The sequence below is a fragment of the Pandoraea anapnoica genome, from assembly GCF_902459765.1.
GTDB classification, from domain to species: domain Bacteria; phylum Pseudomonadota; class Gammaproteobacteria; order Burkholderiales; family Burkholderiaceae; genus Pandoraea; species Pandoraea anapnoica.
Genome location: NZ_CABPSP010000009.1, coordinates 59,174 through 83,141, shown reverse-complemented (window position 1 = coordinate 83,141; position 23,968 = coordinate 59,174). Strand labels below are relative to the sequence as shown.

Here is a 23,968-nt window from a genome sequence, read left to right as displayed (position 1 = left end):
CGTGGCCGGGTGGGTGGTCATGCTGCCTTCTCGATTTCCAAGTTCTCGACGCTCTGGATTCGCTCGCCGATCCATAGCATCACGTTCACCGCCATGCTGTTGCCGAGGGCTTTGTAACGCGGGCCATCCGGGGCTTTGCCTGGCAGGAGCGTGTAATCGTCCTCATAACCCTGAAGGCGTTCGCACTCGCGTGGCGTGAGTCGGCGCACTGCTGAGCCGACCATGACGGCCTGATGGCCGCCGCCGTTTGTGTGGCTGTTGGCATGGCCCATCGACCGCTGAGTCGCGGCGATGTCGCCTACGGCGAAGCCATTGCGTCCGCTCGCCTTGCAGTCGAAGGCGATGGCCGGAGGATGTGCGGACGCGGACAGCGGGTGACATGGGCCACCCGGTTGAGGATTTCTGCCGTTCTCCGGGCTCGTGATTTGAGTGGTGTCAAATGCGATGGCACCGACGCCGATTCCCGCGCGGCCACCGTTCGGCGTTAGCACGGCATTCGCTGTACCGTCTTGACGGTATTCGAGCTGATGCTCGCCATCGCGCCCGCGAATCGCGAGCGTGTAAGGTTCGGCAACGAGCAACGTCTCCGTCTCCGTCTCCGCATCGATTCTCTGATTACTCGTAGTGAGTGCGCGGCCGACTTCGGGAATTAATCCGCCGTCGCAGTCGAAATCGGTTCCGAGGCCGCCACCGCCGCGAGTGCGCGCGCTAAGGGTGGGGGCAGTTCTTTGCCCCGCTTCGCGGCGCGGCGCAAGATACCCGAGCATGCTTTCGCGCTCAAAAAGTACCGCTGCGGCACGTCGCCAGTCTCCAAGATATCCGACAACGAACACACGCCGGCGTCGTTGAGGGACGGCGCGAGAGTGTGATTCCACTCGGACGTACTGAGCGTCAAGAACGCGGTAGGCGAACCCATACCCGAGTTCTGCCAGGCCCCCGAGGAAGGCGCCAAAATCCCGCCCCTTGTTCGATGACAGTACGCCGGGGACGTTTTCCCAGACCAGCCAGCGGGGAGCGTAGCGGCGAGCAATGGCAAGATAGGTGAGCATGAGGTTGCCACGCGGATCTGCCCGTCCCTTTCTGAGTCCAGCGACGCTGAAGGACTGGCAAGGGGTTCCGCCGACGAGAAGATCGATAGTTGCATCGGGCCAGTCCTTGAATTTGGTCATGTCGCCCAGGTTGGGCACGTGGGGGTAGTGGTGCGCGAGCACGGCGGCGGGGAAGCGCTCAATTTCCGAGAACGCCCACGGCTGCCAGCCGAGCGGATGCCATGCGCAAGTCGCGGCTTCGATGCCCGAGCAGACGGACAGATAGCGTAGTGCGTTCATGCCACCTCCAGCAAAAGGCCCGATTGCGGCACCTTGGGCGAGATCCACAACACCTCCGTGCGGGTGCCGGTGCCGCGCCCGGCAGCCATACGCGCTTTCGTTTCCACGCGACGCCAGCCAGAAAGGCGCGAGTCATAAGCTGGGTGCGGGTAGCCGCTCACAATGACCATCCCGTCCAGCTCGAGCAATGTGTCTAGCATTTCGATGTGCTGATCGTCGTTCATCTCGTGTCGGTAGCACGCTGAGCCCATCTTGCGGGTGTCATGGACGTACGGCGGATCGACGTAGAAGAGCGTGTGCGGCGTATCGTGATCGCGCATCACCTGCAGGGCTGGTCGGTTTTCGATGAGCACGCCCTGGAGCCGAAGTCCAAACGCGCGAAGACCCTCGGGAACGCGAGACCAAACCTGCATCGCTGTCCCGTAGTTGCGCTTGGTATCGATGCGAAAGCCCGTAGTGCCCTTCGTGGCACCGGCTGAGCCGAAGCCCATCTCTGCGCGGATGAACGTGCGTCGCGCGCGCTCGATCGGTTCGTCGGTAAACTCCCACGCCTTTTCGAACTCGGCGCGCGCGTATGGCGTGAACGTGAGCGCTTCTGCGAGGGCATCACGCGACCACGAGTTTTGAATGACCTGCATGACGTTGACCATGTCGCCGTCGAGGTCGTTGTAGACCTCGCCGTGGCTGCGAGGCTTCTTCATGAGAACGGATGCCACGCCACCGAACGGCTCGACGTAGACCTTATGTTGCGGAAACTGGGCGATGATCCAGTCGGCCAAACGCCATTTGCCGCCGTGGTATCGCATCATGGGGCGGGTAGGGGAGGTCATGCTAGGATTCCTCGAAACGCTGGAGGGATGACATGGCAACGGGACGTCTTGACGCAGTTAGCTTTACGTTTTACCCGCCGCTTGAAGGGGGCGAATCTAAGTATTCCGTTGGCATCGTGGCTCGCGAGGGAGACGCGGCATACACGGTTGTATTCAATCGCATCGACGGTACCGTCGGTCGTGAAAGTTTCGGTGTTGATCTGCCCGAGGGCACTGGGATCCGTGCTGATTCCGATGAGATCGAAGCGGTTTGTCGCCGGGCAATATCGAGCGCACTCGCGAGTGGGATCTTTTTCGACGAAGACACTCATTCGATTCGCTACGACGAATATCAGCCTCTGTGGGGTGGAAACTTTCGAGTTGTCTGATCGCATCACGCGCCCTTAGCGCTGTCGACGCGTTGGAACTCGACCACCCACACCCACGGGTTGGCGTCCCACGAGCCGGGGCCGCTGATCGATTCCCACAGATCCCGGAAGGCGCGAATGCTCGGCGGGTAATACGCACCGGCACAGTAGCCGGTAGTGTGGCGATCCTCGATCGTCACTCCTTCGGCGCGAGCGTCTGACTCGCTGATGTGATTCAACCCCTCGATGCGCACGTCGGTGATTTCGAGCACGAGCCGACACATTGATCGCGGCATGTGGATTGCCGGACGCTTGCGAAGCTGATGCGGCTCGATCTGATCAGGGTCGTCGTACTCGCCGTAGCCGCACTCTGCGGCGTAACGTCCCTCGTCAGACTCGACGAATACAGGTCCTCGAAAGCCGTTACCCTCGACGTTGTACGTTGTTTCGCGCACCCATAGGCGGTCCCCGGAGCCGCCGTATGGGCACGTCGCCAGAATCTGAACCTTGCCATTGGGCCACAGCGTCCCGCTGTCCGGCCCGGTAGGGAGATACCACGACGGGAAGATGCCGCACACGTCGCCGTAGACCATCTGCGGCCTCATCACGCGCCGCGTCTGGGTCTTCGAGCCGTCGAGGATTGCGCGCACCATCGGCGCGCTGAAAAGGATAGGGCGCTCGCGTACCGGGCGTGTGGCGTCGGTGCTCATGCTAGGATGCCTCGAAAATTGGGGATACAGAATGAAGTCTTGGTTCGGGTTGCCAGTAGTGCTTTGGGCTTGTGTCGCAGGCACGTTGGTCGTCGTTGGTGTGATCGCGACGCGCTCGGTTTTCGAACTCTCTGCATCTGATTGGGCCGCGTGGGTTCAGGCAATCGGATCAATATGCGCAATTGGCATCGCAATCTATGTGCCCTGGCGGCAAAGAAGAATTGAAGGCGAAGCTCGACGGAGGGAACCGCTCATAACGTTGCGTCTTCTATTCGATCTTGTGAGGGAAGACCTTGCCGCTTTGTCCATTGCAGCGACGGGAACGCACAATCGAATGTTTGTGCGAGGTATCGGGGAGTGGGCGGCATTCAAGGATAAGGTCGGAGCAGTGCGCGCATTTTCATGGGAGCGTCTGTTGGATCCCATGGCAATACGAGCGCTTCTGAGTTTGCAAAGAATTGCGTTAGAACTCGATATGCATCTCAATATTCTTGGATCGGCGTCCGAATCGGATCGAATCCAAATTTTGATGGACGAAAGAGAGGCGATCGACCGGCTCGTCGTCGAGTTTGAGCTAGCGCAAGCGCAACTTGGCACAGTGCTTGACGGTGCCGGTATTGATCGCTAGTCTTTCGCGCCACAGCGGACCTGCCCAATGCTAGCTGCGCTGGGGGACTGCAGGAGGCTGCCGTTACTGGCTCGCATCAAACGTCACAGTCTTGAGGTCAGGCATTCTGGTTCTCCAAGCTGTCGGCTGTCGCTTTTTTCGCAGCATCGTATTGACGAATTGCCCAGGCGATCGCGTACAGGTTCCAGACGAAATGGAAGGTGTATTCCTTGCAGTTCCATTCCCAGCAGTCGGCAAAGAGGTCAGGGAAGTCACGGGCGTGGAAATCGCTCATGCGCCTGAACGCGTCACCCTCGTCCCGGTGGTCGAGCACGGGCGACAGGATCTCTTCCTGAATCTCTGCCATCAGTTCAGTGCGGCGCTCATCGGAAATTTCGGCGTCTTCCAGATGGCTCTCGACACGTTCCTTCACGCGCTTCTCGAATTTCTCGTACGAGAATTCGTCGGCGCGGCCACGACCGTACCCGTCGCTGTCGACGGCCTGGAGCTTCTCGCACCAGTACCCCCTGTTGATGTACAGCTTCGCCGGATCGCCGCGATCATCGGTCCGGAAGAACTCAAACATGTCGGCAAGGCGTGAGAAGACGTAGGTGCCCATGTCACCCCGAATGCACAGCGCGCCGGGCCACGTCAGGATCTCGAACCAGTACGGCGAACCGCCATCGGTGTTCCGAAACTTGATGTGCCGGTCGGTGCCACTGTCGCGGACCACCGTCATCGCGTGTGCGCCGACATCCTTCAGGAACTGCTCTTGCGTGCAGGTCATGCTTCCACCTCATTCGGATTGACGCGCGGCACGCGTGCGTTCTCGGGCCAGTAGTCGGACCACACGACGGGCTGAGGATGTTCACGAGGTGCGTTCGCAGCTTCGACTACATCGCTCAAGCGGAGGTGCGGTCCGACTTTCCTCGGGCAGATCCGTTGCGTTCCACCACCCCACATGCGGAGGCGCTCCCCCGTGCCAGGTGCGGGGCTTGAGCGTCTCGACCACAGGCGGCGGCGCTGGCTGGGTATTCAGCCCTTCGGGGCGGGGTTCGTAGGGGCTCATGCTAGGATTCCGAAAAATATGATGAGGTACGCAGCTATGCGATTCGGGGTCTATAGCTTTCTAGGCGGCGCTGTCGGTGGTCTTTTTCTGGCCAAGGCATGGCAGTACCAGCCAACATCAAGTCAAGATTGGTCGGGCTGGGCGCAAGCCGTTGCCGCCGCAGCAGCTTTTGGTGGCACGATCTGGGTTGCGACCCGTGACTTGAGAGAAAGGCGCAGCAGCGGCCATGCATCGGCAAGGCTGACAGCGGTAGGCCTGCATTACCGGATGATTAACGTTGTCGCGACTTTGGAGGCAGTCCAGGGGGCGCTAAGAGAGGGCACCGTAGTCGAGCTTGATCCGGGGCGATACGCCTACATCGCCACAGAGCTTGAGCATCTCACCATCAGTTCGCGCGAGGAGCAGTTGGCGCTCCTTCCGCTCTTCGAGACGCTCGCGCTCGCCCTTGGAGTAGCCGGCGACCAGGCGACGTCCGTAATAGACACCATGCGGGTATGTGCTGCAACGCAGAATGTTCCTAGTTACGACAAGATCAAGGCGGCACGCGTATCGAAGACGGCTATTGATAAGGCCGTTGAACTGACCATGTTTGTGCGAGATGAGCTTCTAGATATCTCTATCCGTGAAAGTCGCTACATGCGAGACGCCATGCAAAAGCGGAAGCCTGCGGTTTCTAGCGCCGACCCGGGGCCTTCGAGTACTCCCGCCAGTTGACCCATCCGCGATCAGTGTGAAAGCCCCAGTTGCGCTGCCACGGCCCCATGATGAACAGGGACCAGGCTTCGCCGCCTTCGGGGATTTCGAGTCGGTGTCGGTCGGTGGCTCGCCGGAACACGATTGAGCCGGGGCCACGCCAGACCCGGCGATATCCGCGCAGCAATGACGTTTCCGGCTGGCTATCCAGCCGCGGGGGCTGCTCCTGCTCGGTCGGCATGATTTCCCAGTAACCGCCGAGCAGCACGATAGAGATGCTCCACCAAGGGTGGTCATGCAGATCCCGACCCTCGTCGCTACGGAGCGTGTTGTGCACGCGGGCGCCCCATGAGGTATCGCGACGGCCGTCGGCGGCGGCGCTCGCGTCGTGCCCCTTGGGCTTGCGAACCCACCAGCGGCGCATATACCCCTTCAGGTCGAAATAGGGCGTGAGCTGCGCGTAGCCGATGATCGTGCATGCGACCAGCTTGGGCATCCAAATTCGCATGGTCATGCCTCCTTCGGCTTCGCGCCCTTGGCGCTGATGTCGGTATGGGCGGCGAGCAACTCGCGCAGCGCCATCGCGCTGACCGTCACCTGAAAGTCAGTTTCAGTTTTCGCGATGGCCGTGAGCTGCGCTTCGGGAAAAGCCGAAACGAATGCGCCGACTCGCTCGACGTACGCGCTGACGGCCTTACGCGGGTAGGACTTCCCTTTGATCGAACCGGCCGTGACTTTCTTCTTGCCACCAGCCGACGCCTTTTCCAATTCGCCCGAGAGAAACGCGCCGGCCTGCTCGCCGTGCTGCCTGACGGCATCTGCCGCGACAGACGCTGAAGCTTTTCCGCCGAAGACCAGGCGGTGAACGTCCACGTTTGCACCCGCAAGGACGAGCATCTTTCCCACCCATTGAGGCGACACGTGATCATTCTCCGCGATGCGCGAGTTGTCCCAACCGAACCGGCTCAGGCGCTGATATCCGAACGCCTTTTCAAGCGGGTGGAGCGGCCGGTTTCTGACGCTCGACAGGATGCGAAGGGTGCGGTCCGCGTCGTTGCCGTCGAAGGCCACGATGTTTACCATCAGCTCACCGTCACGATCCCGGAGAGGCGCACCGTCCTTATCGGCGCGACCGAGGGCGGCGTGGCGGCGGTGTCCGTCGACGAGCCAGACGCCGCCTTCGGCGCGCGGGCGAACCTCCAGCGGCGGGATCTTGCCGCCGTCCATGATGTGTTCGTACAGGCTTTCGTCATCCGCCTTGGCCTGTTCGAGCGCCTCGCCTTCGAGCAGATCGAGCGAGACACGGAGGTTGAACCCGGGTTCGACGTGGATATCCTCGTGACGGATCTTCATCGCGTCTGCGCGGCGGATTTCCTTGTCGTTGATCTTCTGTTTGAAGGACGGTACGGCGGTCATTTCTTTCCTCGTTCGCGGTCGACGGCGGTACGGATGTGTTCACGGAATCCCTTAGAAGGGTGTCCGCCGTATGGGTAGTGGATTTTGATGTGTCAGGGCAGGAGAGGGCGTTCGTCCGGCCGCTCGCCTCCGACGGCCTCGACCACGTCGGTAATGAGACGGGACAGTTCGCCAGTCATCAGCACGAAGTCAGCGTCGAAGCGCTCGGCTTCGTTCTCGGCGGTCGGATCGGCTGCATCCTTGAGGATGTCGAGCGGCGCCACGCGCTTGATGACGAAGGCGTCGGTTAGCACAAACGAGACGCGGTCATTCCAAGTCATCGCGAGGCGCGTAGAGCGCTTGCCTGACTGGATGTGGCGGCGGATATCGTCGCCGTCGAGCGGCAGGCGCACGTAGCGAACAGCGGCCTTCTCGTCGGAGTTCGAACGCAGCTCGACGTCCTGGTCGATGGTGAAGCCTGCGGGCGCGTCGTTGCCCGCGAGCCACGATGTCATGACGGCGACCGGCGCTTCATTGAGTTGCACCTGGGCGATCCCGACGTCGATCGTTTTCAGCAGCAGGCCGATGACGTCGTGGGCTTTCGACGGCGCCGCCGCATCAATGACGAGCCAGCGATTCACTGGATCGATCCAGAGGCGCGTATCGCGTCGGATATCGAACGCCTTCGGCAAGAGCTCGTCGGTGACCTGTTCCTTGAGTTCCCGCATCTGCTTGCGCCCAGGCTTGAAGCCTTGCTGTTCTTCAAGGTCTGCGGCTCTGACGCGCGTCACTTGGTTGACGACCGAGGCGGGTAGTAGCTTCTTCGCCGTGCGCATCGTCATCAGAATCTGGCGATTCACAATGTGGGCGAGTTCGCCGTCTTCGCGCGGTGCCGCCCAGCCAGCCGTGTGCATCTCAATCGTGTTCGGATTGCGGAAGGAGTGCTTGCTGAGGCGTTCGATCAGGCTCTCAGTGCTGAGGGTCCAATCGGAGATGCGATAAATCTGAAGGTTGCGGAACCACATGGACAGTTTCCTTGCGTTGGTGGATGGGCTTCGCTCACTCGTCACCTTGAGCGTTGGCCTTGATAAAGTGGGCGAGGGCTGCAATCAGAATTGGCGCATGCTTCTCAAGAGCGTCGCGGCGTGCCTGTCTGGCTTCGAATTCCTCGCGAACACGTGGCGAGCCGGGACGAGGAGGAAGCCGGGACGGCCGGTGATTCATGAGCGGGCGCAACTCTTTCCACGCTCGCGCGGCCGCAGCTCGCTTTGCGGCAGAGGTCATACGTCGAAAACAAGTTTCGCGACGATCGCGCCGACGAGTGCAGACAGGTGGCATGCCCATGCCGCGCACTTGTGATAGATCGTCCACTGGTTGTAGCGGAGGAAGACGGCGTTCACGGGATCGACGATGAGGCGCTGAAACATGCTGCGCCTCAGTGGGTAGCGTCGCCGTACCCGATGCGGTAAGCGAGATCAGTGGATTGGCAGGGGCGGCCGCATCTGGCATCGTTCCAGCCCAACTGAAATTGGCGAATCTCTGCTGCAAACATGGGAATTCCTCCAGAGAGGTGGGAAAGCCCCGGCAGAACACCGGGGCTACGGCTTTAACCATGTCCGTCATGGGCCTGTGAGCGGTCAGGCTCGCTCTACTGCTCTTGTCTTTGGGCGCCGTCATCTGGCGTAAAGAGGGTGGGCACTCCTCCAGCCATCGGGCAACTGATATCCCGTGCCGCGTTTCGTCCGGCTTTCACGTCGGCAGTTCTGGTTCAATCACAGAAGCCAAACCGAATGTGGGCGCGTTCAGCGCAGCTAGCCGTAGTCCATAGGCACCGCAGGGTTAGTTGTTGATCGAATGCGCCGCCGCGTCGAGCGGGGAGGGCGCGGGTACGCCGCCGCCCGCGCCCAGAGGAGCGGCAGCAGAATCAAGAGAATGGGCATCTGAAAGTGAGATTGGAGCGGGCTACCGGGATCGAACCGGTGTACTCAGCTTGGAAGGCTGGTGCCTGACCGCTCGGCCAAGCCCGCAAAAATGAAGAGAGTGGCCGGTGCTGATATCCGGCTTGACGGCGATAGGCGTGCTGGTGACGACGCCTCGTTTTACACCCTACCGTGCGACCTAACCATACCCATCTCGGCCGCTACACCCGCGTCGTATCGCTACACCGGGTAGGTTCTCGCTCATCTGATTAGCGCGATCAGCACTCGCGCATTCACCCTCAAGAGAGCAGACCCGAATGCCTGCAAAACTACGGGCTTTGTATCGACGCCGCGCCGCCGTCGGATCTGCTCGCTTGAGGGTGCCCGCAGTAGCGGGCATGAAACTCAGGTGTTCCAATAGGACATGTCTTCGTCGGCCGCACCTTCCGGATCGTCCTCGAAGCCGTCGCGCATTTCGAGGCAGCCCTTCGCCATCGCGATCGCATTTGCCGAGTCGACGCCGCCGCGCTCGCGGAAGCGGGCTGCGCAACGGTCGAGCCATTCCGCTTCGGATAGCTTCGGCAGGGACGCGAGGTGCTTTTCTCGGCCCTCCTTGCCCTTCATTTCCTCGATGCCCATCTGCTGCTCCTTGAGAGTAAAAGGGTGCCGCACTCCGGCGACCGTCACGCCTGCATCATCGGGGGCGTTCCCTCGCCGGGGAGGTGTCAGTAAGGAATTGCTGCCCGCTCGGCAAGTTCGTCATCGACGCGCTTACGACCTGCATGAGGTTTGGCCGCACGCTCTCGGCGTGCGAGATGAGCGAGGCGCCAAGCGTCGTCGGTGAACGTCACCCAATTCGAGGCGGCACGGCCGTTGAATGTGCCGAGCAAGGCGGCCGGAACGCGACCGAAGTTGATAATGCCCAGTTCCTTGAAGCGCCGACCGGCGGCCATGTCATCGCCGTTCATACGCAAGCCTTCGAGCAGCCCGCCGTATTCGACGCAGCACGTCTCCGCATAGAGCAGAAAGCTCTTCTCTTGCCGTGTCAGGTCTGCCAGCTCAATCATGGTTTCTCTCCTCGTGTATATGGCGCGGCTCTCGGAAGAAAGCCGCCTCAGATACAGCATTTGGACGCAGCGCCCCGGACTACACCCGACTGAGTCGGCTCCCGGCGGCGCTGCATCTCTTCAATCCAATCGACGTTCTATAGCCACGTGAGCAGCCAGGCGGCGCTTGGATAGCCTCCGGTCTTTGTCTCAGGGGTAGAGGGTTCCGCCCTGCGCCTAGCCGCGCCCGCGAAGTGCGGACGCCATCGGCGTGTTCTATCGGTAACTGAGTTTTTAAGGAGCGCCACAACCAGCGGGCGGGCAGCGATGTGTGCTGCGTTGGATTGAAATATAGGCAAACCGATTATGTGTGTCAATAGGAAAACCGATATTTTTCCAATATCGGTTTTCGGACCATTCCGCTCGGCTATGTCGTTAATCTTGGGGGATTGAGATGTTCAGCCAGATACCAATGGTCGGCTTGTCTGGCGTTCCGCCGAATGGCTTCCCTAGGCAGGAGACGGATGAGAAGTTGAAGCCCATGCGCGTTATCGCACCTCGAAGAGCGCGTGCGTCTAGGCGCGAGAGATAACCGATGGTCGTTTCACGATACATCACCCTCACCGCTAGATGATCGTGCGGATTGCTGTCTTCTGGAACGAGAAGCACGGGGAGAGGGCCGTCCTCATTGCCGAGCGCATGCCGAAGCGCTGCTTGATAGGAGGACTCACCAACTATTGGAAATCGAAAGTCGCTGCCTGTGGTTAAGCGGCTGGAAACGTCGAATTCCGCATGCCGTCGACTCTTCTGGTTGAGTTTCAGGAACGCCGCGACCGTGACGAAGATGAACGCCAAGAAAATGAACTGCCACATGCAACACTCCACTGAACCTCGATTTCAATGCTCGACGTGGTTGACACAACTCAACCCGTCGGGAGAAACTACTGTACAAATAAACAGTAATAAATGCTCCGAGGCGTCGACGATGCATCAGGCTCAACCCGCGCTGCGCTGCAAGCCAGGGGACTTAGCACGAATCAAGAAAGCATGGAATGAACTGCTGGAAGGCCGGCTGGTATTCATTCGGCGCTCATACTCGTCCACGGAGTGGCTCGTATACTTGCTGGATGGCCCCGCCTTCTCAGTGAGTGAAGATCGCTGTCATCTCGTGGTGGCGCGCTCGATGATTGCGGATGATTGGGCGTTAGAGCCTATCGGCGGTCAGCGCAGAGAACCCTCCGAGGAAGCTACGGATTCAGTCTGCCAATCGGCTCGTCTTCTTGAGGGATCATCCGAAGTATCAGGTTAAACGTCGTTTCAGGTTCTCCGGCGAGATCGGCTCTCAAGATCGCATCTATGAGATTGCGCGCACTCTCGCTGGCCGCCGCGATAGCCGCCTCGTAATTCACGACCATTGGCGCACTACCATCGCGGTTGCCTTTTCCTTCAGCCAACCAGAGGGCTGTTACGCCCAGCACCTCAGCCATCGCAGCAGTCTTGGCGGATCCCGAATACTCGTCCGTTTCGAGCTCGGAGATTGTCGCTTGCTTTAGGCCGACCTTGTCCGCCAGTTCTTTTTGGGTGAGTCCGGCCGCCTTTCGCGCGTAGCGCAGACGTCGGCCGAATGTGCTGAGAGTAGTCATATAGGCATTCTTATACAAACCAACATCGGTTTGCCTATTGACTTTAAACATCGGCAAACCTATATTTCTGCGCATGGATCTCCAATTCATCACCCTCGAACTGAAACGCTTTGGCATGAGCCAAGTGGATATCGCGCGCGCTGCGGCCTGTTCGCAACCCACGATTTCCGAGATTCAAAGCGGTCGCCTCGGAAAGAAGCGGCCGTCGTATCGCCTGTCGCTCTCGCTGAAGTTGCTGTACGAGCGTCGCTGCATCGCGGCAGGCGAGGTCCCTAAATGCGAGATGCCTTGCGAGCTGGCGGGCGGCGCTACTGGAGAGAGCAAATGACCGGAGCGTGGAATTGGTCAGTTGCCTTTGTCTTCCCAGACCTCTGCCCACGACCTGATGGAGTCCAGGTTCATATGCATTTCCCGCAGTACGCCTTCTGCGCCTCGCGGGTGCTTTTGATGTTTGCGCGCGCTGTAGAAGGTCTTGCCGAGCGTTGCGATTTTTCCGGCTTTCTCGGCGCAGTAGTGGCAGTGGGCTCGCATGAGCCCGTATTGAAATTCAAGCTGGCGAATCGCGGAAGGGTTGGCAACGGCCAGGTCGTTTTCTCTAACGATCTTTTCAATGTCGTCGGCAATCTCGCGGATTTGTGCTGAGGTCTTCATGGCGGATGGAGCGAAGAAATGAAACGACTGTACGCGCGGTTTGTACTGTGGCTGATCCAGCCCGCATTGAATCTGCGGGCCGGCCAAGAAGCAAAGTTTATTGCCGAAGAGATGGGCCGCATCTCGATCCATATCCCGGCAAATCACATCGATGTTTGAGAGATCACCACCCATTGTTGGCGCGGGCGCGGCTGAAGATTTTCGCGACCTCCTTGCGATACAGCTCGCCCACTTCCGCCGGTGCGTCGCTGTTCCCAAGTTGCCAAATTGACGAGGAGAGTAGATCCCTCTCGAAGCTATTGAGCAGATCTCTACCGTGGGGCATATCACGAACCGCCAGCGCCATTGATGCTGCGATGGTGACCTGATGCGCAAGCGCGAGGGTCGTGAAGGCCTGAATGTTCTTTCCGTAGTTTGGATCGTCCATGAGTACCCCGATGGATGTTGTGTTGTACGAAGTGATGAGCGACCAGCATAGCACCGTCGGGGGACTCGCCAGATATAGCGGTTTTCATGAGGCCATCGTAGCGGCCTGAGAAGCAAATAAAAACGTTCGAGGAACACGCAAATGAACATCACTGACGCGGCACACGCACTGGTTCACGACTACCCCGGCGGCAGCGAGTCGCTTGCGCCGCGCTTGGGGATGTCGGCGGCCGTCCTGCGAAACAAGGTTAACCCGAATAACCAGACGCATCACCTGAGCCTGAACGAAGCCGTGAAGGCAACAGACGTTGCGAACGATGAGCGCGTGCTGGAGGCGTGGGCAGCCGAACGCGGATCCGCGATCGTGAAGATCCCGCATCTGTCGGAGTGCTGTGACTCGGCGATCGTCGAGATGATGGCGCGGGCATGGGAGACGCACGGCGAGGTTGGTAAGGAAATCGTGAAGACGCTTGAAGACGGTCGCGTCGAGTTTCAGGAGGTCGCTCGGGTGAAGGGGCGGATCTTCGCGCATGCGCAAGTGCTGTTCAACATCGCAGCGCGCTTGGAGGGCATGGCCGAATGACGAACTCGGATTTTGAGCAGGAGATTGCCAATCTTGCCGTGTGCGGTGTGGCAACGATTTTGAGTTGCATGGGCGACCACGAATCGGCGAAGACCTTGCGCAGGGTCGTCTTCAATGCGAATGGCATGCAGGCGTTTGATCACGCCGGCAATCTGGTTCTAGAGCTCGGGTCCGAGCGCCGTTCGATCTGCATTTCGTGTGGCGCGCAAGTCAACAAAGACGGCAGCCTGCCGTGCGATCACTGAGGAGCGCCATGAAACTCCTTCACAACCTCATGCCCTACATTTTGGCAGCAGCATATGGCGCGTTTCTGAAGCTCGTCGGCATTGCAGCGGCTCCTTCGTGGGAGTTCTTCGCCGCCGTCGCGTTTGCGCTGGGCTTCTATATCGCCGGGAGGACGCGATGAGTGCACACCGTGTTCATCAAGCGTGGGGCGTCGAGCTGCGCCACACCGAGAAGATTGTGCTGTTGGCACTGAGCCATCACGCGGTCATGTCGACCGGCGAATCGTCGCCGAAGGTCAGCCGCTTGGCGCGTGACTGCGGCCTGTCGGAATCGGCGGTTCGTGAGTCCATCCGTGCGCTCGAAACGGCTGGTCACATCGTGACGATGCCCGTCCGTCGCGGCGTGACCTTGTACCGAGTGAAGGTCGAGGCGTTGGCATGAGTCTCGACGCAATCACATGGGCTCGCCACCAGAAGGTGGGGAAGGGGCCGACCAAGTCTGTGCTGATGGCGCTGGCTGACTTCGCAAGCGAGGAGTTCGTCTCGTTCCCGAGCATCGACACACTGATCGCTTGGACTGAGCAGGATCGAAAGACTGTGCTCGCGAACATCGACCGCCTGAAGGAGGCCGGCTGGATCACGGATACAGGTGAACGCACCGGCCGGACGAAGCAGATCGTCGTGTACCAGATCAATCCGGAGCGTGGCGTCGAGGTGAAGGTAGGCCCGCGAAATCAAAGAGTCCCGAAAACGGAACAGTCCCAGAACAGGAACAGTTCCGGAAACGGAACAGTACCGGATTCCACTGGAAACAGTCCCAATTCCGCCCCTAAACAGTCCCAATTTTCCCCGGAAAGAGGCCCGAATTTGGGACACGTAACAGTAGGGAACAGTAATGAACAGGAAGGGAACAGCAGTGCGCGCGGTGCGCGACTGCCCAAAGACTGGCTCCTTCCGAAGACTTGGGGCGATTGGGCGCTGAAGGAGCAACCGACATGGACTGCCGATCACGTTCGCCGCATCGCCGAAAAATTCCGCGACTACTGGGTCGCAATCCCTGGCGCGAAGGCGCGCAAATCGGACTGGGAAGCGACGTGGCGCAATTGGGTTCGTGGTGAGAAGCCGCTGAATGGTGCCATTGGCGGTGCAGGTGGGGCGCCGAACAAGCAGGAGCAGCTTGAGCAACGCAACCGCGAGATCGCTGCCGCGCAGGCCGCTCGCATCATGGCCGGGGAGAACGCATGAAGCCGACTGATTCCACCGAGTTCTTTTCGCTGATCAGCAACGTGTACGCGTTCTATCGGCAGGACTACTCGGACTTCGTTGGGCAGGTCTGGTGGGGCGCAATGAAGGTATTCGATCTCGCCGCAGTGCGTGATGCGCTGGGCCGTCATGCCGCCAACCCTGACGCCGGACAGTTCCTGCCGAAGCCGGCCGACGTCGTGAAGATGCTTGAGGGATCAACGCAGGACTCCGCGCTTCTGGCATGGCACAAGACCGACAAGGCGGTGCGCGAGGTTGGCACGCATGTTTCCGTGGTGTTCGATGACGCGCTGATCCACCGGGTGGTTTTCGAAATGGGCGGATGGGTGCTGATCGGTGGGAAGGACGACAAGGAATGGCCGTTCGTTCGCAACGAGTTCGTCAATCGGTATCGCGGATATCGCGGTCGCAGCCAGGTGCCTGAGTATCCGCCGGTGCTTGTCGGCATTGCCGAAGCCGCCAACACACGGAATCACTTTCAGTCTGCAGCGCCGGTACTGATCGGAAATGCCGAAATCGCGCGAAGGGTAATGCTTGGCGGTAGTGCAACGCCGCTCGTTGGGTACACGCGCATGACGGGCGATGAGTTCCAGCGGATCGCCCAGCTGCCGGGAGATGCACCACGACTCAGCGCTTAGAGCAAGCCAAGTGCTGGCGGCGCTTCGATGAAGCGGCGAGGGCGGCGCTGGATGGGCGCGGCGACCTGGCTAGGGCATTGATCGCAGCAGTGCGTCGGCGCTTTGGCGACGAGGTAGCGGCCCGGCAGGAGAGGGAGTTGCGGGCATACATCGAGCATTTGCGGAGGAAGGGCAAGTGAGCAGAAAAGGGCTGACGTTTCCTGAGCATTCGGTGAGCAATGGACGAGTGGGTACGGCGCGGATTCGCGAGCAGATCGGTGCTACCGCTGCCGCGCTTGAATCATCGGCACCCACATCGCTTGCTAAGCCCATTCTCGGAATGGTTGCGAAGAAGCGGTCGAAGTACGGCAACAAGCCGTGCGAGCTCGACGGCGAGAAGTTCGATAGCGAGAAGGAAATGCATCGTTGGCAGGTGCTCGTCGCTGAAGAGAAGGCAGGCCTGATATCGGGGTTACTTCGGCAGGTCAGATTCGAGATCGCCGCCGCAGTGGTGATCGATGGTCGTAAGCGGGCGGCTCGCTACTACGTGGCGGACTTCGTGTACCAGCGGGAGGAAGTGACGGTCATCGAGGACGTGAAGGGGTTCCTGACGCAGATGTATCGAATGAAACGGCACCTCATGGCATTGCATGGGCTCACGATCACGGAGATCAAATGAAGAGCGCGATTCTGGATTGCATGGACAAAGGCGGCTGGTACGACAGGCAAGCACTGTCAGACCTGAGTGGCGTGGCTCGCAAGAAGGTTGATGGATTGGTTGTGGAACTCGTGAACGAAGGTCTTCTTGTCATGCGGAAAGCGCGCGCGTTTGAGTTCGGTTTGGCGCTTACGCGGTCTACCGCCCCGGCGGTTCGCATTGAACCGACAGCGAAATCAAAGGTAACAGCGCGGGTCGCGAAACCGACTATCGCCACTGGTCCTTACCGACCGGAGTGGACGCCAATGATGGCTTACGGTGCCTATGCCTGCTCCCTCCAGCAACTTTGCGAGGAAATGCGATGAGCTGGGCTAGGAAGAAGCCACTGAGAAGTAACGTGCCGCTCGCCCGGTCGCCGTTCAAACGCAAGTCTCGCAAGCGAGCTAAGAAGGCAGAGCGCGAGCATATGGGCGTTGTCGCTGGGCTGAACTGCATCGTTTGCCGGAATCTTGGGTATAGCGAGAGTCCGGCAGAAGTCCATCACGTGCGATTTCTGGCTGGTGGTGGGCAGCGCGCGGAGCATGCGGACACGATCCCTTTATGTCCGCAGCATCACAGGGTCGGCGGCTACGGCATCGCCTTTCACGCGGGGCCTGCTGAATTCCAACGTCGGTATGGCACCGAAGCCGAATTGCTGGAGCAAACGCGGCGCGAGGTAGCGCACCGCATATTCGCGAGCGTTGCTCCGGAAGTGGCGTGATGGCGGTCCTGCCCACACATTTCTATCTGGACCCGGCAAAAGTCATTGAAATTGAGGAGAGCAAAACATGCAAGGGCTGCTTACACAAGCTGACGCTATGGGGACTGGAGTATTGCGCCAAGGAGCAGACCAAACCCGGCACGAAGAACATGAGGCGATGCGTGCTGTACACGGACGAAGCATGACCTTGAAACGCGACCTCAATGCGCTTTGCGAAGACTGGGCTGCCTGGCACCGCACGCGCCGCATTTTCATGCCGCCGCTCCCCGCCGGTCTGCTTGCGGGTATGCAGCCACGCAAGGTCGGACCTGAGCCGGATGCGATCTGTTCGTCGACGCTCAGCTTCTTCAATCTCGCTGTATTGTCGCTGCCCGAGAGCCCTGAGAAGGAAGCGCTGTACCTCTTCTACATCCACCGCGTCTCTCATATCAAGCGCGTGGCTTCCGCGCTGGGCATCTCGCGAGACGCGTTTTACAAGCGCGTGGATAGCGGCCGAGCACAGGCGTATCGAGCCTATTGCCGAATGGTGGAAAGTGTATAGCGTGGCGCTATACATCTTCGCGCTATACAAAATCGGCAAAAAACGTATCATTTCGTAAAGGCTGAATCAGTGCCTCCAAAGCCCGCGACGGTGAAAACCTCGCGGGCTTTTGCTTCTCTGGTGCGATGAGTTGGGATGTAGGCTAAAGCTGAATGCGGGCATTGCTCGCTTGGCGGCCGGTCGTCGATCGGTTGGTACGGCCACGCAATGCGGTTGCACGTTCGAATCGTGCCATCCCTCATATTTTGCAAGCCCGCAAGGTGAAAACCTCGCGGGCTTTTTCGTTTCCCGCTGTCTCCTCGACGTGTGATCTTTGCCCGCTTCGGCGGGCTTTTTCTATTCCGCTATGCCGCATCCTCTCGAAGCCAAGATCGAAGCACTCATCGATGCGCTGGCAGAGCATGCGCGAAGCAACTTCGCATTGGTTGAAGGTCTGGCAGCCCTGACGAACGCAATGGTCGATGGCGCTGAACCAGAAATGCGGGAAGACGTCGCGCCGAGTTACGGCGGTCTCGCAGGGTAATGCCAACGCGACCGACGCGGCACAGGCCAGCGTTACCCTCGACGGCCCGACACGAACTGCCGGAACAGAGTCGGCAGACGCGCCGCGAGATGCACACCGGCGTCAAGCGGTGGCTCGCGATTCGCGACTTCACGCTGACGCGCGACAGGTTCACGTGCCAGTCATGCGGTCGAATCGTCGCAGGGAAAGGCGAGGCGCACGTCGATCACATCGATGGCAACAGCCACAACAACCCGCCCGACGGCAGCAACTGGCAGACGCTCTGCGTGCCTTGCCACTCGGCCAAGACGGCGAAAGAGAATGGCGGGTTTGGAAATTCCCCTTCAAATGAGAGTGATTCTCGTTTGATGGGTGGGGGGAGGTCAAAACTTTGAATCGTTTTGCTCCCGGCACGGGCGCGTAGTCAAATTTTCGCACCGTCAAAATTCGAAAATGGTTTTCTGAGGATGGTAAATGACACGGGGACGGAAGCCGACGGCTCCGCACCTCAAGGTATTGGCCGGGACTGATCGGCCGGATCGCGAGGTGTCGGATGCACCTTCGTTTGATCTGATCGACAGTTTCCCGGAACCGCCGATGCATCTCAATCCTGACGGAATGGAGATGTGGAATCGACTGGGGCCGCAACTGGTGAAAGCTTCGGTGTTGCAGGTCGTCGACCTCTACGCGCTTGAGCAACTCTGTTTCTCGTGGCAGCAATTTCGCCAGAAAGCAAAAGCTGGCATGGGGTTGACCGCGTCTGAGGACCAGGCGCTTAAAGCCCTGTTCTCTGAGTTCGGCATGACGCCAGCAGCGCGTCGCAAGGTTTCGAGCGGCGGCGAGAAGCCGGCTGGCAATAAGTTCGCAGGAAACGGTCGTCGCAGTGCGTGATTACGTAAAGATCGCAACCGACTACGCCAAGGAAGCGGTCGCAGACAAGAAGCGAAAGAAGTTCGGCAAGCTCATCCGGCAAGCCTCACAGCGATTTCTTGACGACCTGAAGCGAGCGAAGAAGCGGGGTAATCCGTTCATTTTCGACGAGTGGCATGCATGCGACCCGTGCGATTTCATTGAGAAGCTCCCCCACGTCGAAGGGAAGTGGGAGACGCCGGAGATCGTCATGCACCCGTCGCACGTCTTTTTCGTCGTGCAGCTTTTCGGGTTCCGGAATCGAGACGGTGGTCGCCGCTTCACGTCGGCACTGTTCGCTGTTGCGCGGAAGAATGCCAAGTCCACTCTGGCTGCCGCTATCTTGCTCTACTGCCAGTGCTGCGAGGAAGAGCCCGGCGCGCAAGTTATCAGCGCTGCGACGACATTCCCTCAGGCTTCGATCATCTTCGGCGTTGCGAAGAAGATGGTCGAGAAGACGAGCGACCTTCGGGCCGCGTTCGGTTTGGACGTCTGGGCAAAGTCAATTTCGCGCGCGGAGACCCTCGGGAGTTTTAAGCCAATTCACGCCAAGGCGTCGACACAGGACGGCTTAAATCCTTCGCATGTAGGTCTGGACGAGATCCACGCTCACAAGTCCGCCGACCTCCTGAACGTTCTGACGTCGGCAGCAGGTGCGCGCAGCAATCCGCTTTGGCTTTACACCACGACGGAGGGTTACACGAACCCAGGGCCTTGGGCGGAAATTCGGCAATTCGCGAAAAAGTTGCTCGCTGGTGTTTTTGGCACGACCGCAGACCACTTCCTGGTGGTGTTCTATGCGGTGGATGAAGAGGACAAATCGGCGGGGATTAAGGCCGACGAAGACTTCGACGAAAGGGTTTGGATCAAGGCCAATCCTCTGCTCGATGCGAACCCGCATTTGCTGAACGCGATCAGGAAAGAGGCGATCGAGGCGAAGCAAATGCCCTCGAAGTACGCTGAATTCAAGATCAAGAGACTGAATCGGCCAGCCAGTTCGGCTGACACGTGGATCGATCTTACTCGGTGGGGCGAATGCTCTGGTGAGGTGGACTTGGATTCTCTGGCCGATTGTCCGTGCTGGGGAGGGTTGGACCTTGCGAGCACGAGCGACCTGACCGTGCTGCGTTTGGTCTGGCGCGTCGGTGACGTATTCCTCACGTGGGGGCGGCGCTGGGTGCCTGCGCATGCGGTTTCGCAGCGTACTGAGCGCGGCACCGTTCCATACCAAGCATGGGTGACCGCTGGCCTCATCGAACAAACAGACGGCGACGTCACTGACTATGCCGTCATTGAGGCCGCCGTACTCGACGCGGTTGCTCGCTTCAACGTTCAGACTATCGGTTATGACCGATGGAACGCTTCCGATTTGGTCAATCGTCTGGTTGAGCAGGAAGTGCCGCTGATTGAGTTCGTACAGGGGCCGAAGTCGTATCACCCCGCGATGCAGGCGTTGGAGCGTGCATACGTAGGCAGGAACGTCGCCCACGGCGGTGACCCCGTCCTTACATGGTGTGCGTCGAACCTTGTTGCACGCAGGGACCAGAACCTGAATATGGCGCCTGACCGGAAGCGGTCCGCCGACAAGATTGATGACATGGTCGCTCTCCTGATGGCCGTCGGCGTTTCTATGGCTGGCGACAGTGAAGAGGGCAACTTCGATGACTTCCTGAGAGCACCCCTGATCGCATGAAAGGAACTGCAAAGAAGCCAGGGCGGATTAAAGCCGCTGTTCTGGACTGGCTCGGCGTGCCTATCGGCCTTTCAGACGGTGCATTCTGGGATGCATATCTGGCCGCCGGATCATCCAGCGGGCAGGCCGTCACTGAAAAATCGATGCTTCAGTTGTCGGCCGTGTGGGGCTGTGTTCGTCTGATTTCCGAGACGATCTCAACGCTGCCGCTATCGATGTATGAGCGGACGGGTAAAGGTAAGCGCGCGGCGTCGACGCATCCGCTCAACTGGATCATTCACGACCAGCCGAATGCCGACACGACTGCGTCTGTGTTCTGGGAGTCAGTTGTCGCGGCTATGTTGCTGCGCGGCAACGCGCGTGCCGAGAAACTCGTGCTCGGCGGAAAGGTCGTGGGCCTCAATTTTCTGGCTCCTCAGAGACTCGCAATAAGTAAGCGTGGTAACGGCACGCTGAGCTACCGCTATACCGAAAAAGATGGCCGACAACGGGATATTCCTGCGGACAGGATTTGGCTGATCCCCGGCTTCTCGCTTGACGGTGAGAGCGGCGTTTCTGTCATCCAGTATGGAGCCAATGTCTTCGGTGCCGCACAGGCGGCGGACGTTGCTGCAAACAAGACTTTCGAGAGCGGACTTCTGCCCGCTGTCGCGTTCAAGATGGATCGCGTGCTGACCCCGGCGCAGCGCGAAGACTTTAGAGAGAACCTCAAGAAGATCACCGGCGCACTCAACGCCGGTGAGTCGCCGCTGCTCGAAGGTGGAATGTCAACCGAGTCGGTGGGCATCAATCCGTCCGATGCCCAGTTGTTGGAGTCTCGCGGGTTCAGTGTTGAAGAAATCTGCCGATGGTTCCGTGTGCCGCCTTGGATGGTGGGTCACTCGGAGAAGTCGACAAGTTGGGGAACTGGGATCGAGCAGCAGATGATCGCTTTCCTGACGTTCACGCTCGCGCCATGGTTGAAGAGGATTGAGCAGGCCATCAGCAAAGACCTTCTCACCCCGGCGGAGCGTATTCGTTACTACGCCAAGTTCTCGGTCGAGGGCTTGTTGCGTGCTGACAGCGTTGCACGCGCGACCTTCTATTCCGTGATGGTCAACAACGGGATCTTGACTCGTGACGAAGTGCGCGAACTGGAAGAGCGCGAGCCGATGGGGGGTAATGCGGCGGTTCTGACGGTTCAGTCCGCAATGACCATGCTTGACGCGATCGGCGCCGACGATCCCATGCAGCAGGCGCGGGCGCACTTGCGCACGTTACTCGGCCTGCAAGACGACACATCCACAAGGGAATAACCAAATGAGCCTTCGCACATTGCCGAGCGTGCCTTACGGCCGCCCGCATGACGGCATTCGTTCGCACGTTTCGATGGCGGCATTTGATCGCTGGGATGCGAGTGTACAAGCGTCTTCCGCTGGCGAAGATCGAACGATCAGCATGTACGACGTCATCGGACAAGACTACTGGACTGGCGAGGGAGTCACGGCGAAGCGGATCGCGGCCGCACTTCGCACGATGGGCAGCGGGCCGGTGACCGTCAACGTGAATAGCCCCGGCGGCGACATGTTCGAGGGCCTTGCGATCTACAGCCTCCTGCGAGAGCACGAGGGTGAAGTGACCGTGAAAGTGCTTGGACTTGCTGCTTCGGCTGCGTCCGTCATCGCGATGGCCGGTGACACAGTTCAGATCGCGCGGTCCGGCTTCCTGATGATCCACAACGCGTGGTTGATGGCTGTTGGAAACCGTCACAACCTTCGCGACGTTGCGGACATGTTGGAGCCTTTCGACGCGGCGATGGCGGATATCTATGCCGCTCGCGCGGGCGGCGACGCCAAGGCGATCGCGAAGCTGATGGACAAGGAAACCTGGCTGGGCGGCTCAGCTGCCATCGATCAGGGTTTCGCTGACGAGCTTCTGGCTTCGGATCAGGTTGACCGAGACAGCGCTTCCGCCAAGGCTGGAACAGCCCGGCGTTTGGAGGCGGCGCTACGGGCGTCTGGCCTTCCGAAGTCGGAGGCGATGCGGCTCATTTCCGAATTCAAGTCCGGCCTGCGTGCTGGCGGCGGCGAGGGTGATCCCGCTGCGTCCGGTGAGGGAGATCCCACCGTTCTTAGCGAAACGATGGCGCTTGCCGCCGCACTCAACTTTCCGAACTAGGAGCAAATCATGCCGTTGGAAGAAGATATCAAGACCATCAATGCGAACTTGGGCAAGGTCAATGACCAACTCAAGGCGCACGCCGAGCAGTCCCAGAAGGACCTCAAGGCACATCAAGACATGTCGGCCGAGTCGAAAGCGAAGGTCGACCAACTTCTGGTCCAGCAAGGCGAACTGCAAGCCGATCTGCGGGCTGCGCAGCAAGCGATCGTGAAGCTCGAAAACGGCGGTGGTTCGCCGGCGGCGCCGAAATCTCTGGGCGAGATTGTCGCCGAGGCCGAGCAGGTCAAGGCGTTCAACGCGGGGATGCAGGGCTCCGTGAGCGTCAAAGTGGGTTCGATCCACGCGGCCGTGACCAGCAACGACGCGTCGGCCGGCGAACTGATCCAACCGACGCGCCTGCCCGGTATCCTGATGCCGCCCCAGCAACGGCTGTTTCTTCGAGACCTGCTGAACTGGGGCCGGACCGGCTCGAACAGCATCGAGTACGTGCGTGAAAAGGGCTTCACCAACAACGCCAACGTCGTCTCGGAAAATCCGGCAAACCCGAAGCCGGAATCGGACATCACGTTCGAGCTCGATCAAGCGCCGATTGTGACCATCGCTCACTGGATCCGCGCATCCAAGCAGGTGCTGGCCGATGCAGCGATGTTGCAGGCCTATATCAACGGTCGCCTGATGTACGGGCTGAAGCTGAAGGAAGAGCTTCAGCTTCTGAAAGGTTCCGGCGTCGGTCTGAATCTCAACGGCCTTTACACGCAGGCAACGGCGTACGCGAATCCGGGCGTGACGGTGCAGAGCGAAACGCCGATTGATCGGCTGCGCATCGCAATGCTGCAGGTGACGCTGGCCGAGTACGAGGCCGACGGCATCGTGCTCAATCCCATCGACTGGACCGGCATCGAACTGACGAAGACGACTGACAACGCGTATCTCTTCGCTACGCCGCGCGGGCTGGCAACTCCCGGGCTGTGGGGCCGCCCCGTCGTCGCTACGCAGGCGATGGATCACAACGAGTTTCTCACTGGCTCGTTCCAACTGGGCGTGCAAGGCTGGGATCGCGAAGACGCGAACATCACGATCAGCAACCAGGACCGCGACAACTTCGTGAAGAACATGGTCACGATCCTGTGTGAGGAGCGCGTGGGGCTGACGGTGTTCCGTCCGGAAGCCTTCGTGAAGGGCGACTTGAAGGACGCCCCGGCGTCCTAATACTGAACGGGGCTTCGGCCCCGTCTCACTGACGCTATAGGAGAAGGGAAATGCCGAAAGTTCTGGCTCTGAGTAGTTTCGACCACGGTGGCCCTCGCCGCCGCGGTGAAGAGTTCGAAGTGAGTGACGCGCATGCAACTGGCTTGAAGCGGGCGAATCTCGTTCACATTTTGGGAGACGGTGAC

Annotated in this window: 35 protein-coding genes and 1 tRNA gene; 21 read left to right on the top strand and 15 right to left on the bottom strand. The window is 59.7% G+C overall.

Annotated elements, in window-relative coordinates; genetic code table 11:
- Positions 1-17: 17 nt before the first annotated feature.
- A complete protein-coding gene (locus PAN31117_RS15645; RefSeq protein ID WP_150738984.1) occupies positions 18-1,328 on the bottom strand; it encodes a DNA cytosine methyltransferase in 1,311 nt (436 codons plus the stop codon).
- Entirely contained in the window at positions 1,325-2,158 is an 834-nt protein-coding gene (locus PAN31117_RS15640) for a DNA adenine methylase (protein ID WP_150738983.1), read from the bottom strand. Before PAN31117_RS15640 ends, PAN31117_RS15645 begins: the two co-directional genes overlap by 4 nt.
- Positions 2,159-2,190: 32 nt before the next feature.
- Here PAN31117_RS15640 and PAN31117_RS15635 point away from each other — a divergent pair, with 32 nt between their 5' ends.
- A complete protein-coding gene (locus PAN31117_RS15635) occupies positions 2,191-2,526 on the top strand; it encodes a hypothetical protein (RefSeq protein ID WP_150738982.1) in 336 nt (111 codons plus the stop codon).
- 5 nt (positions 2,527-2,531) lie between these two features.
- On the opposite strand, the gene PAN31117_RS15630 is transcribed toward PAN31117_RS15635, so the two are convergent.
- Positions 2,532-3,215, bottom strand: a complete 684-nt coding sequence (locus PAN31117_RS15630) for a hypothetical protein (protein ID WP_150738981.1) — start codon at positions 3,213-3,215, stop codon at positions 2,532-2,534.
- A 31-nt stretch (positions 3,216-3,246) separates the two neighbouring features.
- Here PAN31117_RS15630 and PAN31117_RS15625 point away from each other — a divergent pair, with 31 nt between their 5' ends.
- Positions 3,247-3,843 carry a hypothetical protein gene (locus tag PAN31117_RS15625; RefSeq protein ID WP_150738980.1) on the top strand — a complete coding sequence of 199 codons (597 nt, stop codon included), beginning with the start codon at positions 3,247-3,249 and terminating at the stop codon, positions 3,841-3,843.
- A 97-nt stretch (positions 3,844-3,940) separates the two neighbouring features.
- Here the strand turns inward: PAN31117_RS15625 and PAN31117_RS15620 are convergent, their stop codons facing one another.
- Positions 3,941-4,561 (bottom strand): hypothetical protein, encoded by a 621-nt coding sequence (locus PAN31117_RS15620; protein ID WP_174990984.1) that lies wholly within the window; start codon positions 4,559-4,561, stop codon positions 3,941-3,943.
- Between the two features lie 366 nt (positions 4,562-4,927).
- Between PAN31117_RS15620 and PAN31117_RS15615 the strand changes: the two genes are divergently transcribed.
- Positions 4,928-5,605, top strand: a complete 678-nt coding sequence (locus tag PAN31117_RS15615; RefSeq protein WP_150738978.1) for a hypothetical protein — start codon at positions 4,928-4,930, stop codon at positions 5,603-5,605.
- Here the strand turns inward: PAN31117_RS15615 and PAN31117_RS15610 are convergent.
- The 9 genes from PAN31117_RS15610 to PAN31117_RS15575 all read right to left on the bottom strand — a co-directional run bounded on the left by PAN31117_RS15610 (position 5,565) and on the right by PAN31117_RS15575 (position 11,638).
- Positions 5,565-6,092, bottom strand: coding sequence for a hypothetical protein (locus PAN31117_RS15610; RefSeq protein ID WP_150738977.1), 528 nt, complete (start codon positions 6,090-6,092; stop codon positions 5,565-5,567). The two genes, PAN31117_RS15615 and PAN31117_RS15610, sit on opposite strands and share 41 nt — an antisense overlap.
- A 2-nt stretch (positions 6,093-6,094) precedes the next feature.
- Positions 6,095-7,000 carry a ParB/RepB/Spo0J family partition protein gene (locus PAN31117_RS15605; protein WP_150738976.1) on the bottom strand — a complete coding sequence of 302 codons (906 nt, stop codon included), beginning with the start codon at positions 6,998-7,000 and terminating at the stop codon, positions 6,095-6,097.
- 92 nt (positions 7,001-7,092) lie between these two features.
- Positions 7,093-8,004 (bottom strand): recombination-associated protein RdgC, encoded by a 912-nt coding sequence (locus PAN31117_RS15600; protein WP_150738975.1) that lies wholly within the window; start codon positions 8,002-8,004, stop codon positions 7,093-7,095.
- A 255-nt stretch (positions 8,005-8,259) separates the two neighbouring features.
- Entirely contained in the window at positions 8,260-8,406 is a 147-nt protein-coding gene (locus tag PAN31117_RS27175) for a hypothetical protein (RefSeq protein WP_174990983.1), read from the bottom strand.
- A gap of 526 nt (positions 8,407-8,932) precedes the next feature.
- Positions 8,933-9,006, bottom strand: a tRNA-Gly gene (locus tag PAN31117_RS15595).
- A gap of 297 nt (positions 9,007-9,303) precedes the next feature.
- Positions 9,304-9,537 (bottom strand): hypothetical protein, encoded by a 234-nt coding sequence (locus PAN31117_RS15590; RefSeq protein WP_246189113.1) that lies wholly within the window; start codon positions 9,535-9,537, stop codon positions 9,304-9,306.
- Between the two features lie 86 nt (positions 9,538-9,623).
- The gene (locus PAN31117_RS15585; RefSeq protein ID WP_174990982.1) at positions 9,624-9,965 is read right to left on the bottom strand and encodes a hypothetical protein; all 342 of its coding nucleotides are present in this window, start codon (positions 9,963-9,965) and stop codon (positions 9,624-9,626) included.
- Between the two features lie 414 nt (positions 9,966-10,379).
- Positions 10,380-10,817, bottom strand: a complete 438-nt coding sequence (locus tag PAN31117_RS15580; protein WP_150738973.1) for an HIRAN domain-containing protein — start codon at positions 10,815-10,817, stop codon at positions 10,380-10,382.
- Between the two features lie 374 nt (positions 10,818-11,191).
- Complete coding sequence (locus PAN31117_RS15575) at positions 11,192-11,638, bottom strand: helix-turn-helix domain-containing protein (RefSeq protein WP_246189112.1); 447 nt, start codon at positions 11,636-11,638, stop codon at positions 11,192-11,194.
- Between the two features lie 22 nt (positions 11,639-11,660).
- Here PAN31117_RS15575 and PAN31117_RS15570 point away from each other — a divergent pair, with 22 nt between their 5' ends.
- Entirely contained in the window at positions 11,661-11,915 is a 255-nt protein-coding gene (locus PAN31117_RS15570; protein ID WP_150738972.1) for a helix-turn-helix domain-containing protein, read from the top strand.
- A gap of 17 nt (positions 11,916-11,932) precedes the next feature.
- Here the strand turns inward: PAN31117_RS15570 and PAN31117_RS27515 are convergent, their stop codons facing one another.
- Together PAN31117_RS27515 and PAN31117_RS15560 are read right to left on the bottom strand one after the other, a co-directional pair.
- Complete coding sequence (locus PAN31117_RS27515; protein WP_246189111.1) at positions 11,933-12,412, bottom strand: hypothetical protein; 480 nt, start codon at positions 12,410-12,412, stop codon at positions 11,933-11,935.
- Positions 12,402-12,665, bottom strand: a complete 264-nt coding sequence (locus PAN31117_RS15560; protein WP_150738971.1) for a hypothetical protein — start codon at positions 12,663-12,665, stop codon at positions 12,402-12,404. Before PAN31117_RS15560 ends, PAN31117_RS27515 begins: the two co-directional genes overlap by 11 nt.
- 141 nt (positions 12,666-12,806) lie before the next feature.
- On the opposite strand from PAN31117_RS15560, the gene PAN31117_RS15555 reads away from it, so the two are divergent.
- The 17 genes from PAN31117_RS15555 to PAN31117_RS15485 all read left to right on the top strand — a co-directional run bounded on the left by PAN31117_RS15555 (position 12,807) and on the right by PAN31117_RS15485 (position 23,783).
- The gene (locus PAN31117_RS15555) at positions 12,807-13,247 is read left to right on the top strand and encodes a phage regulatory CII family protein (protein WP_150738970.1); all 441 of its coding nucleotides are present in this window, start codon (positions 12,807-12,809) and stop codon (positions 13,245-13,247) included.
- Positions 13,244-13,492, top strand: coding sequence for a hypothetical protein (locus tag PAN31117_RS15550; protein WP_150738969.1), 249 nt, complete (start codon positions 13,244-13,246; stop codon positions 13,490-13,492). The genes PAN31117_RS15555 and PAN31117_RS15550 overlap by 4 nt, the downstream gene beginning before the upstream one ends.
- Positions 13,493-13,500: 8 nt before the next feature.
- The gene (locus PAN31117_RS27170) at positions 13,501-13,653 is read left to right on the top strand and encodes a hypothetical protein (protein WP_174990981.1); all 153 of its coding nucleotides are present in this window, start codon (positions 13,501-13,503) and stop codon (positions 13,651-13,653) included.
- A complete protein-coding gene (locus PAN31117_RS15545) occupies positions 13,650-13,913 on the top strand; it encodes a helix-turn-helix domain-containing protein (protein ID WP_150738968.1) in 264 nt (87 codons plus the stop codon). The genes PAN31117_RS27170 and PAN31117_RS15545 overlap by 4 nt, the downstream gene beginning before the upstream one ends.
- Positions 13,910-14,716, top strand: coding sequence for a helix-turn-helix domain-containing protein (locus tag PAN31117_RS15540; protein ID WP_150738967.1), 807 nt, complete (start codon positions 13,910-13,912; stop codon positions 14,714-14,716). The genes PAN31117_RS15545 and PAN31117_RS15540 overlap by 4 nt, the downstream gene beginning before the upstream one ends.
- Positions 14,713-15,372 (top strand): DUF6475 domain-containing protein, encoded by a 660-nt coding sequence (locus PAN31117_RS15535; protein WP_150738966.1) that lies wholly within the window; start codon positions 14,713-14,715, stop codon positions 15,370-15,372. Before PAN31117_RS15540 ends, PAN31117_RS15535 begins: the two co-directional genes overlap by 4 nt.
- Before the next feature lie 175 nt (positions 15,373-15,547).
- The gene (locus tag PAN31117_RS15530; RefSeq protein ID WP_246189110.1) at positions 15,548-16,030 is read left to right on the top strand and encodes a DUF1064 domain-containing protein; all 483 of its coding nucleotides are present in this window, start codon (positions 15,548-15,550) and stop codon (positions 16,028-16,030) included.
- Positions 16,027-16,374: a hypothetical protein gene (locus PAN31117_RS15525; RefSeq protein WP_150738965.1), complete on the top strand. Its 348-nt coding sequence runs from the start codon at positions 16,027-16,029 to the stop codon at positions 16,372-16,374. The genes PAN31117_RS15530 and PAN31117_RS15525 overlap by 4 nt, the downstream gene beginning before the upstream one ends.
- A complete protein-coding gene (locus tag PAN31117_RS15520) occupies positions 16,371-16,769 on the top strand; it encodes a Ref family recombination enhancement nuclease (RefSeq protein ID WP_150738964.1) in 399 nt (132 codons plus the stop codon). The genes PAN31117_RS15525 and PAN31117_RS15520 overlap by 4 nt, the downstream gene beginning before the upstream one ends.
- 181 nt (positions 16,770-16,950) lie before the next feature.
- Complete coding sequence (locus tag PAN31117_RS15515) at positions 16,951-17,310, top strand: sigma-70 RNA polymerase sigma factor region 4 domain-containing protein (RefSeq protein ID WP_150738963.1); 360 nt, start codon at positions 16,951-16,953, stop codon at positions 17,308-17,310.
- A 346-nt stretch (positions 17,311-17,656) separates the two neighbouring features.
- Positions 17,657-17,833: a hypothetical protein gene (locus PAN31117_RS27165; RefSeq protein WP_174990980.1), complete on the top strand. Its 177-nt coding sequence runs from the start codon at positions 17,657-17,659 to the stop codon at positions 17,831-17,833.
- A gap of 89 nt (positions 17,834-17,922) precedes the next feature.
- Entirely contained in the window at positions 17,923-18,207 is a 285-nt protein-coding gene (locus PAN31117_RS15510) for an HNH endonuclease (protein ID WP_217429661.1), read from the top strand.
- Between the two features lie 79 nt (positions 18,208-18,286).
- Positions 18,287-18,703: a P27 family phage terminase small subunit gene (locus PAN31117_RS15505; RefSeq protein ID WP_150738961.1), complete on the top strand. Its 417-nt coding sequence runs from the start codon at positions 18,287-18,289 to the stop codon at positions 18,701-18,703.
- Complete coding sequence (locus tag PAN31117_RS15500; RefSeq protein WP_150738960.1) at positions 18,696-20,414, top strand: terminase large subunit; 1,719 nt, start codon at positions 18,696-18,698, stop codon at positions 20,412-20,414. The genes PAN31117_RS15505 and PAN31117_RS15500 overlap by 8 nt, the downstream gene beginning before the upstream one ends.
- Entirely contained in the window at positions 20,411-21,709 is a 1,299-nt protein-coding gene (locus PAN31117_RS15495) for a phage portal protein (RefSeq protein ID WP_150738959.1), read from the top strand. The genes PAN31117_RS15500 and PAN31117_RS15495 overlap by 4 nt, the downstream gene beginning before the upstream one ends.
- A 142-nt stretch (positions 21,710-21,851) precedes the next feature.
- Positions 21,852-22,571 carry a head maturation protease, ClpP-related gene (locus PAN31117_RS15490; RefSeq protein WP_246189109.1) on the top strand — a complete coding sequence of 240 codons (720 nt, stop codon included), beginning with the start codon at positions 21,852-21,854 and terminating at the stop codon, positions 22,569-22,571.
- 9 nt (positions 22,572-22,580) lie between these two features.
- Positions 22,581-23,783, top strand: a complete 1,203-nt coding sequence (locus tag PAN31117_RS15485; RefSeq protein ID WP_174990978.1) for a phage major capsid protein — start codon at positions 22,581-22,583, stop codon at positions 23,781-23,783.
- Positions 23,784-23,968 lie beyond the last annotated feature (185 nt).

Excerpts from the sequence above, each read along its gene's own strand:
- PAN31117_RS15510 (WP_217429661.1), top strand. The coding sequence starts at position 17,923 with ATGCACACCGGCGTCAAGCGGTGGCTCGCGATTCGCGACTTCACGCTG.
- PAN31117_RS27175 (WP_174990983.1), bottom strand. The coding sequence starts at position 8,406 with ATGTTTCAGCGCCTCATCGTCGATCCCGTGAACGCCGTCTTCCTCCGC.
- PAN31117_RS15610 (WP_150738977.1), bottom strand. The coding sequence starts at position 6,092 with ATGCGAATTTGGATGCCCAAGCTGGTCGCATGCACGATCATCGGCTAC.
- PAN31117_RS15555 (WP_150738970.1), top strand. The coding sequence starts at position 12,807 with ATGAACATCACTGACGCGGCACACGCACTGGTTCACGACTACCCCGGC.
- PAN31117_RS15640 (WP_150738983.1), bottom strand. The coding sequence starts at position 2,158 with ATGACCTCCCCTACCCGCCCCATGATGCGATACCACGGCGGCAAATGG.
- PAN31117_RS15645 (WP_150738984.1), bottom strand. The coding sequence starts at position 1,328 with ATGAACGCACTACGCTATCTGTCCGTCTGCTCGGGCATCGAAGCCGCG.
- PAN31117_RS15535 (WP_150738966.1), top strand. The coding sequence starts at position 14,713 with ATGAAGCCGACTGATTCCACCGAGTTCTTTTCGCTGATCAGCAACGTG.
- PAN31117_RS15490 (WP_246189109.1), top strand. The coding sequence starts at position 21,852 with ATGTACGACGTCATCGGACAAGACTACTGGACTGGCGAGGGAGTCACG.
- PAN31117_RS15605 (WP_150738976.1), bottom strand. The coding sequence starts at position 7,000 with ATGACCGCCGTACCGTCCTTCAAACAGAAGATCAACGACAAGGAAATC.
- PAN31117_RS15585 (WP_174990982.1), bottom strand. The coding sequence starts at position 9,965 with ATGATTGAGCTGGCAGACCTGACACGGCAAGAGAAGAGCTTTCTGCTC.
- PAN31117_RS15515 (WP_150738963.1), top strand. The coding sequence starts at position 16,951 with ATGACCTTGAAACGCGACCTCAATGCGCTTTGCGAAGACTGGGCTGCC.
- PAN31117_RS15545 (WP_150738968.1), top strand. The coding sequence starts at position 13,650 with ATGAGTGCACACCGTGTTCATCAAGCGTGGGGCGTCGAGCTGCGCCAC.
- PAN31117_RS27170 (WP_174990981.1), top strand. The coding sequence starts at position 13,501 with ATGAAACTCCTTCACAACCTCATGCCCTACATTTTGGCAGCAGCATAT.
- PAN31117_RS15550 (WP_150738969.1), top strand. The coding sequence starts at position 13,244 with ATGACGAACTCGGATTTTGAGCAGGAGATTGCCAATCTTGCCGTGTGC.
- PAN31117_RS15625 (WP_150738980.1), top strand. The coding sequence starts at position 3,247 with ATGAAGTCTTGGTTCGGGTTGCCAGTAGTGCTTTGGGCTTGTGTCGCA.
- PAN31117_RS15635 (WP_150738982.1), top strand. The coding sequence starts at position 2,191 with ATGGCAACGGGACGTCTTGACGCAGTTAGCTTTACGTTTTACCCGCCG.
- PAN31117_RS15620 (WP_174990984.1), bottom strand. The coding sequence starts at position 4,561 with ATGACGGTGGTCCGCGACAGTGGCACCGACCGGCACATCAAGTTTCGG.
- PAN31117_RS15575 (WP_246189112.1), bottom strand. The coding sequence starts at position 11,638 with ATGTTTAAAGTCAATAGGCAAACCGATGTTGGTTTGTATAAGAATGCC.
- PAN31117_RS15525 (WP_150738965.1), top strand. The coding sequence starts at position 16,027 with ATGAAGAGCGCGATTCTGGATTGCATGGACAAAGGCGGCTGGTACGAC.
- PAN31117_RS15485 (WP_174990978.1), top strand. The coding sequence starts at position 22,581 with ATGCCGTTGGAAGAAGATATCAAGACCATCAATGCGAACTTGGGCAAG.
- PAN31117_RS15520 (WP_150738964.1), top strand. The coding sequence starts at position 16,371 with ATGAGCTGGGCTAGGAAGAAGCCACTGAGAAGTAACGTGCCGCTCGCC.
- PAN31117_RS15630 (WP_150738981.1), bottom strand. The coding sequence starts at position 3,215 with ATGAGCACCGACGCCACACGCCCGGTACGCGAGCGCCCTATCCTTTTC.
- PAN31117_RS15580 (WP_150738973.1), bottom strand. The coding sequence starts at position 10,817 with ATGTGGCAGTTCATTTTCTTGGCGTTCATCTTCGTCACGGTCGCGGCG.
- PAN31117_RS15570 (WP_150738972.1), top strand. The coding sequence starts at position 11,661 with ATGGATCTCCAATTCATCACCCTCGAACTGAAACGCTTTGGCATGAGC.
- PAN31117_RS27515 (WP_246189111.1), bottom strand. The coding sequence starts at position 12,412 with ATGGGTGGTGATCTCTCAAACATCGATGTGATTTGCCGGGATATGGAT.
- PAN31117_RS15505 (WP_150738961.1), top strand. The coding sequence starts at position 18,287 with ATGACACGGGGACGGAAGCCGACGGCTCCGCACCTCAAGGTATTGGCC.
- PAN31117_RS15600 (WP_150738975.1), bottom strand. The coding sequence starts at position 8,004 with ATGTGGTTCCGCAACCTTCAGATTTATCGCATCTCCGATTGGACCCTC.
- PAN31117_RS15495 (WP_150738959.1), top strand. The coding sequence starts at position 20,411 with ATGAAAGGAACTGCAAAGAAGCCAGGGCGGATTAAAGCCGCTGTTCTG.
- PAN31117_RS15540 (WP_150738967.1), top strand. The coding sequence starts at position 13,910 with ATGAGTCTCGACGCAATCACATGGGCTCGCCACCAGAAGGTGGGGAAG.
- PAN31117_RS27165 (WP_174990980.1), top strand. The coding sequence starts at position 17,657 with ATGCCGCATCCTCTCGAAGCCAAGATCGAAGCACTCATCGATGCGCTG.
- PAN31117_RS15615 (WP_150738978.1), top strand. The coding sequence starts at position 4,928 with ATGCGATTCGGGGTCTATAGCTTTCTAGGCGGCGCTGTCGGTGGTCTT.
- PAN31117_RS15590 (WP_246189113.1), bottom strand. The coding sequence starts at position 9,537 with ATGGGCATCGAGGAAATGAAGGGCAAGGAGGGCCGAGAAAAGCACCTC.
- PAN31117_RS15560 (WP_150738971.1), bottom strand. The coding sequence starts at position 12,665 with ATGGACGATCCAAACTACGGAAAGAACATTCAGGCCTTCACGACCCTC.